Annotated in this window: 14 protein-coding genes; 4 read left to right on the top strand and 10 right to left on the bottom strand. The window is 45.6% G+C overall.

Features of this window, described 5'->3' with window-relative positions:
* Positions 1–123 precede the first annotated feature (123 nt).
* The 3 genes from J4N43_RS14420 to J4N43_RS14410 all read left to right on the top strand — a co-directional run bounded on the left by J4N43_RS14420 (position 124) and on the right by J4N43_RS14410 (position 2,242).
* Positions 124–471: a 5-carboxymethyl-2-hydroxymuconate Delta-isomerase gene (locus J4N43_RS14420; protein WP_053349707.1), complete on the top strand. Its 348-nt coding sequence runs from the start codon at positions 124–126 to the stop codon at positions 469–471.
* 162 nt (positions 472–633) lie between these two features.
* Positions 634–1,056, top strand: a complete 423-nt coding sequence (locus tag J4N43_RS14415) for a DUF805 domain-containing protein (RefSeq protein WP_005384868.1) — start codon at positions 634–636, stop codon at positions 1,054–1,056.
* 892 nt (positions 1,057–1,948) lie between these two features.
* Complete coding sequence (locus J4N43_RS14410) at positions 1,949–2,242, top strand: GIY-YIG nuclease family protein (protein WP_025768346.1); 294 nt, start codon at positions 1,949–1,951, stop codon at positions 2,240–2,242.
* On the opposite strand, the gene J4N43_RS14405 is transcribed toward J4N43_RS14410, so the two are convergent.
* From J4N43_RS14405 to glpX, 3 genes are all read right to left on the bottom strand, one after another.
* Positions 2,236–2,586 (bottom strand): DUF3135 domain-containing protein, encoded by a 351-nt coding sequence (locus tag J4N43_RS14405; protein WP_053303351.1) that lies wholly within the window; start codon positions 2,584–2,586, stop codon positions 2,236–2,238. The two genes, J4N43_RS14410 and J4N43_RS14405, sit on opposite strands and share 7 nt — an antisense overlap.
* Before the next feature lie 160 nt (positions 2,587–2,746).
* Positions 2,747–3,367, bottom strand: a complete 621-nt coding sequence (locus tag J4N43_RS14400) for a helix-turn-helix transcriptional regulator (protein WP_005379532.1) — start codon at positions 3,365–3,367, stop codon at positions 2,747–2,749.
* A 717-nt stretch (positions 3,368–4,084) separates the two neighbouring features.
* A complete protein-coding gene (glpX, locus tag J4N43_RS14395; protein WP_025768348.1) occupies positions 4,085–5,092 on the bottom strand; it encodes a class II fructose-bisphosphatase in 1,008 nt (335 codons plus the stop codon).
* Positions 5,093–5,440: 348 nt separating this feature from the next.
* Here glpX and zapB point away from each other — a divergent pair, with 348 nt between their 5' ends.
* On the top strand, positions 5,441–5,683 hold the full coding sequence (zapB, locus tag J4N43_RS14390) for a cell division protein ZapB (protein ID WP_005379536.1): 243 nt from the start codon (positions 5,441–5,443) through the stop codon (positions 5,681–5,683).
* A gap of 135 nt (positions 5,684–5,818) precedes the next feature.
* Here the strand turns inward: zapB and rraA are convergent, their stop codons facing one another.
* From rraA to priA, 7 genes are all read right to left on the bottom strand, one after another.
* On the bottom strand, positions 5,819–6,325 hold the full coding sequence (gene rraA, locus J4N43_RS14385) for a ribonuclease E activity regulator RraA (RefSeq protein ID WP_005379537.1): 507 nt from the start codon (positions 6,323–6,325) through the stop codon (positions 5,819–5,821).
* Positions 6,326–6,401: 76 nt separating this feature from the next.
* Positions 6,402–7,319, bottom strand: a complete 918-nt coding sequence (locus tag J4N43_RS14380) for a 1,4-dihydroxy-2-naphthoate polyprenyltransferase (RefSeq protein ID WP_047101879.1) — start codon at positions 7,317–7,319, stop codon at positions 6,402–6,404.
* Positions 7,320–8,111: 792 nt separating this feature from the next.
* Positions 8,112–9,443: an ATP-dependent protease ATPase subunit HslU gene (gene hslU / locus J4N43_RS14375; protein ID WP_047101881.1), complete on the bottom strand. Its 1,332-nt coding sequence runs from the start codon at positions 9,441–9,443 to the stop codon at positions 8,112–8,114.
* Positions 9,444–9,466: 23 nt separating this feature from the next.
* Positions 9,467–10,018, bottom strand: a complete 552-nt coding sequence (gene hslV, locus J4N43_RS14370; RefSeq protein WP_158159544.1) for an ATP-dependent protease subunit HslV — start codon at positions 10,016–10,018, stop codon at positions 9,467–9,469.
* 115 nt (positions 10,019–10,133) lie between these two features.
* Positions 10,134–10,682 carry a cell division protein FtsN gene (gene ftsN, locus J4N43_RS14365; RefSeq protein ID WP_017820300.1) on the bottom strand — a complete coding sequence of 183 codons (549 nt, stop codon included), beginning with the start codon at positions 10,680–10,682 and terminating at the stop codon, positions 10,134–10,136.
* A gap of 225 nt (positions 10,683–10,907) precedes the next feature.
* Positions 10,908–11,936, bottom strand: coding sequence for a DNA-binding transcriptional regulator CytR (gene cytR / locus J4N43_RS14360; RefSeq protein WP_254901949.1), 1,029 nt, complete (start codon positions 11,934–11,936; stop codon positions 10,908–10,910).
* A 303-nt stretch (positions 11,937–12,239) separates the two neighbouring features.
* The gene (priA, locus tag J4N43_RS14355) at positions 12,240–14,444 is read right to left on the bottom strand and encodes a primosomal protein N' (RefSeq protein WP_158159545.1); all 2,205 of its coding nucleotides are present in this window, start codon (positions 14,442–14,444) and stop codon (positions 12,240–12,242) included.
* Positions 14,445–14,517 lie beyond the last annotated feature (73 nt).

Genomic DNA, 14,517 nt, shown 5'->3' with positions numbered 1-14,517 from the left:
TATTTTTGTCAAAAGCAACCGATTGGTGATCGCGTAGACAGAATGATAGTTCATTCCTCGGAAATTGCTGCTGAGATTGGTATTACTACGCGCTGGAATTAATTGTTGTAGAAAGGAATCGAAATGCCAAATCTCGTTTTAGAGTATTCAAACTCGGTGGAAGAACGCGTCAATGTTCAGGGGTTGCTGGAGGATTTACATAAAACGGCGTTAGAAAGTGGCCTTTTTGAACTCGCGTCAGTGAAATCTAGAACGCTCCGGTGCCACAATTGGTTGATAGGAGAGGAGGGTGATAGCCTCGACTTTATCCATATCAACTTTGATTTGTTATCTGGTCGCTCCCAAGAACAAAAGCGAGAACTGTCACGAGCCTTGATGGCGATACTTCAAGAGCAAGCTAGTCACGTGCACAGTTTAACGGTCAATATCCGAGATATGGATATAGATAGCTTCCAAAAGGTAGTGAACTAGGTTGCGCTGAATTGCCCGAGAATAGCGAGGGGTTATTGTTACGAATTCTCAGCCTGGCTCTGCTTATTGTAAGGTCGTTGTGGGCACCCAAGCTATCGGTGTCCTTTCCAAACTATATCGACTCGGCTAATCTATAACCTTTCTACTTTGGGGTAAAATTTGATGTCGACTAAAGAGTTACTGTTTTCTTTTCAAGGACGTATAAACCGTAAAACCTACTGGATTTGGAACGTCATTTACTATGTGTCCATTCTAGGCTTTGGTGCCGGTATCAGCCAACTGCTTCCTACTCTCTCCTATGTGCTTCTTCCTATTTTCTTGGTGGTTCTGTTGATCCCTGATTTGGCGATCACCACCAAGCGTTGGCACGACCGCAACAAATCGATCTATTGGCTAGCACTGAATATTCCGTTGATTATCGGACGAATTGCCACGCCAATGACCAGCCCTGCCGCGCAAGAGCCGTCGACCCCACAGATGTTCGTTGCTTCCATTTCTCTGATTTGTGGTTTATGGATTCTAATTGAATGTGGTTTCTTAAAGGGAACATCAGGACCAAACCAATATGGCCCTGAGCCGGAGTAATCGCCTCAAGTATCGTGCGTGCTGAAAGTAGATTCTTGGTCTCGCTGAGGCTCGCTAGAATGACGAGCTCTTTTTATTTAGAGGCTCTTAAAGTCATCGTCATTCTGAACAACGAGGAACGAGCGTGATTCAGAATCTATCGTCCGCTTGAGCAGTGGTTAAGCTGAGCGGGAAAGAATAGGAGCTTGATGTTACTAGATTCTTAGTCTCGCTAAGGCTCGCTAGAATGACGCTCCTTTTTGGTTTAGAGGCTGATAAAGTCATCGTTATTCTGAACAGAGAGGTGCGAGTGTGGTTCAGAATCTATCATCCGATTGTACGGTGGTTTAGGTGAACGGGAAAGAATAGGAGCTTGCTGTTACGAGATTTTTAGTCTCGTTAAGGCTCGCTAGAATGACGATCCTTTTTGGTTTGGAGGCTGTTAAAGTCATCATCATTCTGAACAGCGAGGGACGAGTGTGATTCAGAATCTATCGTCCGCTTGAGCCCTGGTTAAGCTGTGTGTGAAAGAGTAGGAGCTTGCTGATACCAGATTCTTAGTTTCGCTGCGGCTCGCTAGAATGACGGACTCTTTTTATTTAGAGGCTCTTAAAGTCATCGTCATTCTGAACTGCGAGGGACGAGCGTGATTCAGAATCTATCGTCCGGTTGAGCAGTGGTTAAGCTGAGCGGGAAAGAATAGGAGTTTACTGTTGGCAGGTTCTTAGCCTTGCCGAGACTCGTTAGAATGACGAATTCTTTTGATTTAGAGGTTGTGAAAGCCATCGTCATTCTGAACAGCGAGGAACGAGGTGATTCAGAATCTACGCATAGAGCGCTCCGAGTTCGAAATAAACTGACTGAGCTTGCGAATTACAATGGAAAAGTAACAGCGAATAATGAAGGAGAATGAATCATCGATAAGACACCTTGCGTTTATATCCTAACGTCAAATAACAACGCCGTTCTCTACATAGGTGTTACCAGTCAGCTGCCCCAAAGAATATGGCAACATAAAAATGGAGTAGTGGAAGGATTTACTAAGAAATACAACGTTCATAAGCTCGTTTACTTTGAGTTATTCGACGATATGGCTAATGCTATAAACCGAGAAAAGCAGCTCAAGCAGTGGAAGCGTGAGTGGAAGTTAGCCTTGGTAAGAGAAACGAACCCTAACTTTCTCGATCTATCTACTGAGTATCAGTAAAAATCATCCCTATCTTTAAACGCATTTAAGCTAACCACATCCGCTTTTTGTGTCGGTGCCGCTTCCCCTTCTAGCGCTGCTTTGAACTTTACGACCTGTTTTTGCAACTCGTTCATCAATACCACATTGGTGTGATGAGGGTTTTTACACGTGCTGATGACTCTATCAATATGGCTTTGTTGAGCCCACAATCTTTCTTTCATATCTTCTGATGCGCTTTCGATCATCTCTTTCGCCATCTCATGACGAAATTGCTCAAAAGCTTCTGGATCTCGCTCTGCCATTCGAACCATTTCATCGAATGGAGGAAGCGTTTGGGATGGGATATGACGTAGATTAGACATCGATGCTCTCCAAATCCTTATGGAAGTTGCCTTTAGTTACTAAAAGCCTATACCACTAGAAAGAGGAGAGAGGATGAATTCTTTAGCCGTCTCACTTATAAGAGAAGCTTTCAAGCTTGAGATTGAATAAGTGCGGCATGTCGATGTTTGGTTGTGGTGGTTACTGCAGTTGTTGGATGCGGTAAACGCAGCGTCTTTGGCCACTAATGATGTGTTCGGTACGCTCTACTTTGGTGTCACGTCCAAGTAAAGACTGAAAGACACTTAATTCTGATTGGCACAAGCTTGGGCAGCGAGTTGCGGCTTTACAAATCGGACAGTGATTTTCGATTAAGATAAATCCGTTCTCATCTTTCTCGAGTTCAGCCATGTAGCCTTCTTGCTCTCTTAATGTGACGAGTGTTTCTAGTTTGCTTTGCAGAGAGTCGCATTGCTCAAGATGCTGACGATAACTTTGTAACGTGAGTTTTTCCCTCTCTGATGTGACTTTTTCCAGTCCATCTTTGCCAAAGATATGTTCGACAGCTTCTATAAACTGAATGGTCAACTCACCGTGACGGTCAGCAAATTGCTCATGACCTTTTTGAGTGAGAGACCAATGACGAGCAGGGCGACCAACTTTTACTTTTACGTCATGGATAGAAAGAATGCCATCATCTTCTAAACTTTGCAGGTGCTGACGAGCCCCCATGGTTGTCATACCTAGCTCAGAAGAGAGTTGTTTTGCAGTGACGGAGCCATCACGCTTAACGATTTGCAATATCCTATCTACGGTCTTCATATACCCACCATTTATACGTCAGTACATATTATGCGCGATAGGGTTAGTAAAGAAAAGTGTTGACTTAATTTGAGTGTGGATTTGTAGGGGCTATGTTCATATGAGCCAATATATGTCGTCATTCTGAACGGCGAGGAACGAGTGTGATTCAGAATCTATTGCCCGGCTGTGTAGTGGTTAAGGCGAGCAGGAAGAATAGGAGGTTGCTGTTACCAGATTCTTAGTCTCGCTGGAGCTCGCTAGAATGACGAGTTCTTTTAATTTAGAGCTTATTAAAGTCACCGTCATTCTGAACAACGAGGAACGAGTGTGATTCAGAATCTACTGTCCGGCTGTGCAGTGGCTTAGTTGAGCGGGAAAGAAGCGGAGTTTGCTGTTACCAGATTCTTAGTCTCGCTGGAGCTCGCTAGAATGACGAGTTTTTTCGATTTAGAGCTTGCTATGGTAGCCGTCATTCTGAACAGCGAGGAACGAGGTGATTCAGAATCTATCGTCCGGTTGAGCAGTGGTTAAGGTGACCAGCAAAGAATAGGAGCCTGCTGTTACCAGATTCTTAGTCTCGCTGGAGCTTGCTAGAATGACGAGTTCTTTTGATTTAGAGCTTATTAAAGTCACCGTCATTCTGAACATCGAGGAACGAGAGTGATTCAGAATCTATTGCCCGTTGTGCGGAAAGAAAGGCTCAAACTCAGATTGAGCGAGAGCCTCGAGAAATGCTTAAAGAATAATATCACGCACTTCTGGATCTTTACGATCTAAGTAGTGAGTCGATTTGATGCGGCGAATAGTTCGGCATCTACCGCGCACGAGCAGCGTTTCTGTGGTCGCCATATTGCCTTGACGAGAGATACCTTCCAGCAAGTCACCTTTAGTGATGCCTGTAGCTGAAAATACCACATTGTCGCTACGAGCCATGTCTTCCATTTTGAGGACAACATTCGCTTTTACGCCCATTTCATCGCAGCGTTTTAGTTCATCTGCGCCGTAAATGCGGTTTTCTTCAGTATCGCCTTTTACTTCGTGACGAGGAAGCAGACGACCGTGCATGTCACCGTCTAGCGCTCGAATTACCGCTGCTGATACAACCCCTTCTGGCGCGCCGCCAATACAGTACATCATGTCCACTTCACTGTCTGGCATACAAGTCAGAATAGAGGCAGCCACGTCACCATCAGGCACCGCAAAGACACGCACGCCCATTGCTTGCATTTCTGCAATAACGTTATCGTGGCGAGGTTTCGCAAGGGTAATAACGACTAGGGTATCAAGTGGCTTGTTCAGGGCCTTTGCTACGTTCTCTAGGTTTTCTTTTAACGGCTTTTCTAAGTCAATTACGCCTTTTGCACCAGGGCCAACAACCAGTTTTTCCATGTACATATCTGGCGCTTTAAGAAAGCTGCCTTTCTCACCTGCGGCAAGTACGGCTAGTGCGTTCGATTGTCCCATTGCCGTCATACGCGTTCCTTCAATCGGGTCGACTGCAATATCTACTTCATCACCACCAATACCCACTTGCTCACCAATGTACAGCATTGGCGCATCATCGATTTCACCCTCACCAATGACAATTTCACCACTGATATCTGTTTTGTTCAGTAGCGTGCGCATAACTTCAACAGCAGCGCCATCGGCTGCGTTTTTATCGCCACGGCCAAGCCATTTGTAACCAGCCAGAGCTGCACCTTCAGTCACACGGGAAAATGCCATTGCTAAATCGCGTTTCATGATGTCTCCAAGTAAGCAAGAGGGAAGAAGAATTTGCGCGGCGATTCTATCACAAGGTCGAGTAAACGTTTGCCTTTTTGCGAGGCTTTTACTTTATCTAACTTGAATTTGATCAATACTTAGGGCGATTTTCAGCGTAGCGAGACGCAAAATCCTTGCTCAAAAATGCTTCGGCGACAAGAAAAGTCAGCGTTTAGTGAGATTGCGCTGATTTTTTGACCGAATGATGCAAAATATCGAATATAGTGAGTGTTTCTCATCGCGACGCTGAGTAGAATGAACCTTATATAGGTTAGGTGTGCATCAATCTCGCACATCGTCCCAACGGAATAACATAGGTAGGCCAAGATGTCTTTTGAAGTACTAGAACAACTAGAATCTAAAATTCAAACTGCAGTTGACACAATCACTCTTCTTCAGATGGAAGTCGAAGAGCTGAAAGAAGATAAAGCTAAACTTGCGGAAGAAGCGAACGAGCTTCGCTCTCAACGTGAAGAGCTAGAGCAAAAAGCACAACAAGCACAGCAAGAGCACGCACAATGGCAAGAGCGCATTCGTGCACTACTTGGCAAAATGGACGAAGTGGAATAATTCGGCTTCTTCATTCCAAATTAAAAACACCCGCGTTAAGCGGGTGTTTGTGTTTTAGGGAAGTAGAAAATGTTAAGACAAGGCTAGGCGCTAAGAGCCAAGAGAAGACCCTATAACTTAGGCGCCTAAGACTCGTTATGCTTCTTCATCCAACTCTAAATCAATATTCAATGGTTCAGGCGACAGGATAATTCCGGTGCTATCAGCATAAATATAATCTTCAGGTAAGAAGCTGACGCCGCCAAAGTTGACTGGTACATCCAATTCACCAATACCCTGGCTGGTCGCTCCAACAGGAATAGAAGCGAGGGCTTGAATGCCTAAATTCATATCTTCAAGTTCATCGACTTCACGAACACAACCGTAAACGACAATGCCTTCCCACTCGTTTTCTTCCGCAATGGTTGCGATTTCTGCATCGATAAGGGCTTTACGTAGGGAACCGCCACCGTCAATTAACAAAACGCGACCAAGTCCATCTTGCTCTAATGTCTCGCGGATCAACGAATTATCTTCAAAACACTTGATGGTGGTGATTTGCCCGGCAAATGAAGCGCGACCGCCAAAGTTACTGAACATTGGTTCAACCACATCTACCTGATCGAGGTAGATATCACAGAGTGCTGAGGTATTGTATTCCATAGCGTACCTTTCTAAACAGAAATTGGTTGTCTTTGAGTATATCTAGGCATTAAGTCAATGCAATGACAATCCTTTTTTAACTTACTAGAGTTTGAGCTACCACAATTGTTGCAAACAAAACGTTGGTGACTAAAGAGCATTTCACGATGACTGGCATCATTGGTGCTATCTGAGCGGGCTTTTGTGTATGCCAAACCGCTTTACCATGATCGGCCACGAAATAAATACTAAGTAAAAATGGCAAGCTAATCCAAACGGGTTTGTCTTGAATTAACAAGTAAGCCGCAAAGGCAAGAATAGCACCGCCAAGTAAAACAAAGTGGTACTGCTTGGCGTTGCGTTGACCCAATCGCACTGCGACTGTGCGTTTACCACACTCTCGGTCGTTCTCGATATCACGCATATTGTTGATGTTGAGTACTGCAACGGCGAGTAAACCGCAGCCTAGAGCAGGTAAGAATAGCGTGGTATCTACGTGACCAGTATGCAAGAAATAAGTACCGGATACGCCGAGTAAACCAAAAAACAAGAAAACTGAAATATCGCCAAGCCCCACGTAACCGTATGGTTTGCTACCCATGGTATAAGCAATGGCTGCGAGAATGGCCAGAATTCCCAGCCCGATAAAAGTAACAATACTTTCCAGTGAACTTAGTGAATAGAAAACTAACACCAAGCCTGAAATGGCGGTCAGAGCGATGTTAAAGATAATCGCCTGTTTCATCTGTTTCGCACTTACCGCGCCTGACTGCATCGCTCGTAATGGGCCGAGGCGTTTGTCGTTATCTGTACCTTGAACGGCATCGCCATAGTCGTTTGCCAGGTTGGACAGAATTTGCAGCAATGTCGCGGTTACGAAAGCCATGATGGCAATCGTCAGTGAGAAATGACCCGCCGAGTAGGCGAGTACACTACCTGTTAAGATAGAGACTAATGCCAGAGGTAATGTTTTTGGACGAGCGGCTTCAAGCCAGATCTGTAGAGATTGTTTCATGGAAATTTCGTGCTAGTAACCAATGTGCCCAGTATAAGCACAAAGAGGCAGATACGCTATTGACCTAAAACAACTCAACTAGAAGTCAAAGGGTGATTCAGAATCTATCATCCGGTTGTGCAGTGGTGAAGGTGAGTGGGAAAGAAAGGCGTCTGCTGTTAGCAGGTTCTTAGTCTCGCTTAAGCTCGCTAGAATGACGAGAGCTTTTGATCTAGATGTTGTCTAAGTCACCGTCATTCTGAACAGCGAGGAACGAGTGTGATTCAGAATCTATCATCCGATTGTGAAGTGTTGTGGTGAGAGAGAAAGAATAGGCGTTTGCTGTTAGCAGATTCTTAGTCTCGCTTAAGCTCGCTAGAATGACGAGATCTTTTTGATTTAGGTGTTGTCACAGTAACCGTCATTCTGAACAGCGAGGAACGAGTGTGATTCAGAATCTATCGTCCGATTGTGCGGTGATTAAGGTGAGAGAGGAAAAATAGGCGTCTGTTGTTACCAGGTTCTTAGTCTCGCTAGATCTCGCTAGAATGACCAGACCTTTTGATTTAGATGTCGTCTAAGTGACCGTCATTCTGAACAGCGAGGAACGAGTGTGATTCAGAATCCATCATCCGATTGTGCAGTGGTTAAGGTGAGAGAGAAAGAATAGGCGTCTGCTGTTAGCAGATTCTTAGCCTCGCTTGAGCTCGCTAGAATGACGAGATCTTTTGATTTAGGTGTTGTCACAGTGGTCGTCATTCTATACAAAAAGCCCAGAAACAAGGTTCTGGGCTTTGGTGGGATAGATTGCGGTTAAAGAATAAAGCGGCTTAGATCTTCATCTTCAATCGTGTCGCCTAGGCGCTCTTTCACATAAGCGGAATTAATAACGAATTTAGCGCCAGATTGCTCCGCTGCGTCGTAAGAGATTTCATCCATTAAGCGTTCCATAACGGTGTGTAAGCGACGAGCACCGATGTTTTCTGTGCTTTCGTTGACCGTCCATGCCGCTTCCGCGATTTGCGTGATGCCGTCTTCTGTGAATTCGATGTCCACATCTTCCGTTTTCATCAACGCAACGTACTGCTCTGTTAGAGAGGCTTTTGGTTCTGTCAGAATGCGTTTGAAGTCGTTGCTGCTTAGTGCTTCTAGCTCAACACGAATTGGTAGACGACCTTGCAATTCTGGGATCAAGTCAGATGGTTTTGCCACTTGGAATGCACCAGATGCAACAAACAGAATGTGGTCTGTTTTTACCATGCCGTGCTTGGTTGATACCGTGCTGCCTTCAATTAATGGAAGTAGGTCGCGCTGAACACCTTCGCGTGAAACGTCTGGGCCTGAGCTCTCGCCGCGTTTACAGATCTTGTCGATCTCATCGATAAATACGATGCCGTTGTTTTCAACGTTGAAAATCGCCGCTTCTTTTAGCTCTTCTTGGTTAACCAGTTTCGCCGCTTCTTCTTCCGCTAACGCTTTCATTGCGTCTTTGATTTTCAGCTTACGTTTTTTCTTGGTGTCGCCAGCGAGGTTTTGGAACATGCCTTGCAGCTGGTTAGTCATCTCTTCCATACCAGGAGGCGCCATGATCTCTACGCCCATTTGTGGTGCGGCTACGTCGATTTCAATTTCTTTATCGTCTAGTTGGCCTTCACGCAGTTTCTTACGGAAGATCTGGCGAGTGTGAGAAGACTCTTCCGTTTGCTCTGCTTGACCCCAGCTATCACGTGCTGGTGGCAGTAGCGCATCAAGAATGCGTTCTTCTGCTTGCTCTTCTGCGCGGAATTTCACTTTCTCCATCGCTTGTTGATGCGTCATTTTCACAGCGACATCTGTTAGGTCACGGATGATGGTTTCAACTTCTTTACCAACGTAACCCACTTCGGTGAATTTTGTCGCTTCAACTTTGATGAAAGGGGCATTTGCCAGTTTTGCGAGGCGTCGTGCGATTTCAGTCTTACCAACACCAGTAGGGCCAATCATCAAGATGTTTTTTGGCGTCACTTCGGCACGCAAGCTTTCTTCAAGCTGCATGCGGCGCCAGCGGTTACGAAGTGCAATCGCAACCGAACGCTTGGCTTTTTCTTGACCGATAATGTGGCGGTTCAATTCATGAACGATTTCGCGAGGCGTCATTTCAGACATATTCTTTCCTTACTTCGTTACGATTACGCGGTTGTCTTTTCAGGCTCTACTGTTGAGTCTAGCTCTTCTACCGTGTGGTGATGGTTAGTGAAGACACAAATATCACCCGCGATATTGAGAGCTTTTTCCGCGATCTCACGAGCATCTAGATCTGTGTTTTCTAGTAGGGCGGTTGCGGCAGCTTGTGCGTAAGCACCACCAGAGCCAATCGCAATCAGGTCGTGTTCTGGCTGTACGACATCACCATTACCGGTAATGATTAACGATGCGGTTTCGTCGGCAACGGCAAGTAAGGCTTCGAGCTTGCGCAGAGCACGATCGCTACGCCAGTCTTTGGCTAGCTCAACTGCCGCTTTGGTTAGGTGACCTTGGTGCATTTGCAGTTTGCTTTCGAAGCGCTCAAAAAGGGTGAAGGCATCCGCAGTACCGCCGGCAAAGCCCGCTAGTACTTGGTTGTTGTATAGGCGGCGAACTTTGCGCGCATTACCTTTCATTACGGTATTGCCTAGAGATACTTGGCCATCACCCGCGATGACGACTTTATTATTTCGACGTACAGATACAATGGTAGTCACAGTCGACCTCTTGATTATTTCTCTTTGGATTTAATTCAGTATATGGGGGAGGAGAAATGGGGATTCAAGGGGGAAAAAAGAAAGGCCCTAGGATCTTAGCTCCTAGGGCCTGAGTTTAAAGATTTTCTTTCCAAATCGCGCACGGCTCGATTTTCGCGCGTTGCAGTTTATGACGGTCACGTTCTGCATCACGTTTGAACTTATACGGACCTAGCACCACACGATACCATGAACTGCCTTCTTTCTTACGAATCTTGCTCGACATCCCTTGGAACGCGATTGCAAGCTTGCGCTCTTCCGCTTGTGCCTGAGTTTTGTACGCGCCACACTGCATGATGTAAGGAATTTTAGAAACTTCAATTTCTTTAGCCACAACTTCAACTTCACGTTTCGGTAGTGACTCAACATATTCCCATTTTTCTTCTGGTGGTGGCGGCAAGTCTTTTTTCGGCTTTGGTTTGCTGACAGTGGTTGTTGGCTGCTTCACGACTGGTTGTTTAGGTTCTGGGTCGCTACTCAAAAGGTAAAGACCATAGCCAAAACCGCCCACGAGCAAGATAGCGAGCAGGCCACTGCGCCAAGGTTTTTTTCTTCTCGGCGGCTGTTTTTTTGTCGACTTTTTTGGGGCGCCTCGCCCCCGTCTTACATAATCTCTATTTGCCACGGTTATTTCTGGTCATCAAGGATTCTTGCAAATATGTTAATCCAGAACGAGTTGAGAAAACACCCTATTGATAGAATCTTGATAGTTAAAGCGCGACAACGCCCGAGTGTAGGAGTGTGTTTCCGTTCTCACTTACATTTATTCAGGGATACACAAAAAGCAGGAGGGGTAAATAAAAAAGCGGCGCCTCAGCACCGCTTTGGGGATGAATACCTAATCTTTAGGTTAAGGACGCTGTGGTGGCGCTGCACTTCCACGAATGACGAGATTAGTTTCAAGCAGACGCGAGCCTGAATGCACGTCGTGGCCTTTTAACATCTCGAGCATCATTAGCATCGCTTGTCGACCAATCTCATAGCGAGGTTGAGAGATGGTGGTCAACGGTGGATCGCAGTACTGAGCGAAGTTAATGTCATCAAAGCCCACAACAGAGAGATCTTGCGGTACTCGTAAGCCAAGCTTTTTCGCTTCTTGAATTGCGCCGATGGCCATTGTGTCACAGTGACAGAAAATAGCCGTTGGTGGTTCTGGCAATTCGAGCAGTTTACGAACGGCTTTTGCTCCGCCATCAAAAGAGAACTCAGTAATGACACTATATTGTGGATCTTTATTGATGCCGGCACGGCGCAGGGCTTGTTGGTAGCCTTGCTGGCGGAACTGACACAATATTGCTGTATCTGGTCCAGAGATTTGAGCAATGCGTTTATGACCTAATTGAGTCAGGTAATTCACCGCTTCAAATGCTGAGGTCAGGTTATCAATATGTACTGTCGGAAGCTCGAGCTCTGGCGCAAATTCACACGCCATTACCATCGGAGGTAAGTTCTTTTGCTCTGGCTTACTGACATCGAATGGTAGATCTGTACCAAGCAGTAGCATTCCATCTGCCTGCTTAGTAAATACGAGGTTAACGAAAGAGCTTTCGCGTTTCTTCTGTTGTCCGCTATCGCCCAGCAGGACTAGATAGCCATGTTCCATGGCTGCATCTTCAATACCGCGAATAATTTCAGAAAAATAAGGATCACAGATGTCGGGAACGATAGTAACAATGGTTTTTGATTCGTTTCTACGTAAGTTACGCGCTAATGAGTTTGGAGAATAACCCGCTTCAAGTACGGCATCTTCTACTCTCTTTCTTGTAGAAGAAGAGACTTTCTCTGGATTCATTAAGGCTCGAGATACCGTAGCCGTAGACACTCCCGCAAGCTGGGCAACATCCTTCATTGTCGCCATAGTTTTTAACCTCTCATTTATTTTTTGCCAAGATGACGTTATTCCGGTTTGAAATCAGAGTAATCAAACCGAGTTAGAGCTGTGTTTGCTCTTCGCTCAGTTCGTGTTAACGAGTGGGAAAATGGATTCTTCACCGCGATATCAATTTGTGGGAATAGTCATTGTTTTAATCTAAGCCTGTGCAAACAAGTCACTTTAGACTTTTCTAATTTGGATAGTCTATTCATTTCTAAAGTGAAAGTTACGGTCTGTTTAACAAAAATTGTAATCTTGGTGTGATACTGGTCACATTAAATGGTAATTCATTACATAGTTAAACGTTTGCTAGCTGAGATCTTGTGGTTCTATGTCTAAATTCCAGCGCACTTTCTTAGCATTTGGCAACAACTCAATAGCAGGTTTGGCACTGGTTAATAACTTTTGCATCAATGAACGATGCTGAGTTTGCAGTAATAGTTGCCAACGGTATTTACCAGCCCGCTTGGCCAAAGGTGAAGGAGTTGGGCCTAACACCATGCAGGAATCATCGAACAGAGGGTGTGACTCTAACGTAAAGCGAACCTGACGCAGGAAGTCTTCAACTACCTCACTTTGGTTCGCCTCTGCTTTAAACAGAGTCAAGAAACTATAAGGCGGAAGCTGAGCCAGTTTGCGTTCTTCCAGAGCAGTCATAGCAAAGTGGCGATAGTCTTTTTGAAGCAGGGCCTGCAGCAAGCTGTGCTCAGGATGGTGGGTTTGTAGGATAACCTCGCCAGGTTTACTTGCGCGGCCGGCACGACCTGCGACCTGAATAAACAACTGCGCTAGTCGCTCGGAAGCGCGGAAGTCACTACTATAGAGAGAGCCATCAACATCCAAAAGAGCAACGAGCGTTACATTTGGAAAATGGTGCCCCTTAGCCAGCATTTGGGTGCCAATCAGAATTTGATGTTCACCTTTGCGAATCGATTCAAGGGCATCTTCCAAACTACCTTTGCGACGTGTGCTGTCTCTGTCGATGCGAATGGCGTTGTATTCTGGAAATAACTGAGCCAATTGTTGTTCGAGTTGTTCCGTTCCTACGCCGACGGTAACCAATTGGGTTGAACCACACCCCTGACATTGATGAATCACCGGTTGTTGTGAGCCGCAGTGATGGCAGCGTATTTCGTTGCTGTAATGGTGGAACGTATAGTACGCATCACAGCGTTTACATTCTGCAATCCAACCGCATTCATGGCACATCAAAGCGGGCGAAAAGCCTCGACGGTTAAGAAACAACATTACTTGATTGCCCGCTTTTAAATGCTTGCGCATTTCGACAATCAGTTGGGCAGATAAACCACTTTCTAAATACTGACCTTTTACATCTAACACTTTATTGGTGGTTGGTACGGCAGAGCCAGCTCGTTGGGTTAGTGTTAAATGGTGATATTTACCAGACAGCGCATTATGCAAGGTTTCTAATGCTGGTGTCGCTGAGCCGAGGATAATCGGTACTTGCTCTTTATGGGCGCGCATGACAGCAACATCGCGTGCATGATAACGCAAGCTATCTTGTTGCTTATAAGAGGAGTCATGCTCTTCATCCACAATGATAATCCCGAGATCAGCAAAAGGCGCGAGTAGGGCTGAGCGTGTGCCGATAATGATTCCGGCCGCTTTGTCGCGTGCAGAAAGCCACGCATTCAGACGCTCCGTCTCGTTTAACCCAGAGTGGATGACGTCAACTGGCACATTAAAACGGCGTTTAAAGCGGTTGATGGTTTGTGGTGTTAAGCCAATCTCTGGTACTAAAACCAAGGCTTGTTTACCTTTCTCTAAGACCGGCTTGATCAGGTTGAGGTACACTTCTGTCTTACCTGAGCCCGTGACGCCTTCTAATAAATAGGAGGCAAAACCTGTTTGGCTATTTACACTCGCAATAGCCAGCGCTTGTTCGTGGTTGAGCTTTGGCTTTTCGACGTCGCATTCAACGTGCTGTCCCCACTGGGTGATTACAGGCTTCTTCTCGATACGTTCAATCCAGCCTTTCTCTTCTAAAGACTTTAGTACTGTTGAGGCTATCTCTTGGTCGACAAATTCCTGGTGAGGCAAAGCGCCGTTAACCAACATTTGCAAGACCTTCTGTTGTTTGACCGCTCGACGATCAAGCCCTTGCATCAGCTTGTCTTTACCGGATTCGGTAATTTGCCACTCTTGTAGCGTCGCAAAATCTGCAGGCTTTCCTTTACGTAGAGCTGCTGGCATCGCATTGTGTAGCGTATCTCCAAGTGGGTATTGGTAGAACTGGCTGCACCAAGTCAGCAACGAATAAAGCTTTTCAGACCATATCGGCTGAGAATCAAGAACTGCTTTGATTGGCTTGAGTTGATCTTTGGGAAAGTCCGAGTGATTAACCATCGCGGTGACGATGCCAACTAAGGTTTGGCGTCCAAAAGGTACGGAAACGCGTCCACCAATGATCGGAAACAGGTGCCCCGGAATGGCGTAATCAAATTGTTTGTCGAGCGGAACGGGTAATGCCACTCTAGCAATGGTTGGACGCATAAATTTTTAGCTATTAAAAAAGAGGGAAAGGAAATGAGAGTCTATTAAAATCGGTATGGAAATTCGAGTAAAG

Source organism: Vibrio sp. SCSIO 43009, assembly GCF_023716525.1.
Lineage (GTDB): Bacteria > Pseudomonadota > Gammaproteobacteria > Enterobacterales > Vibrionaceae > Vibrio > Vibrio alginolyticus.
This window is presented reverse-complemented; position numbering and strand designations above follow the sequence as displayed.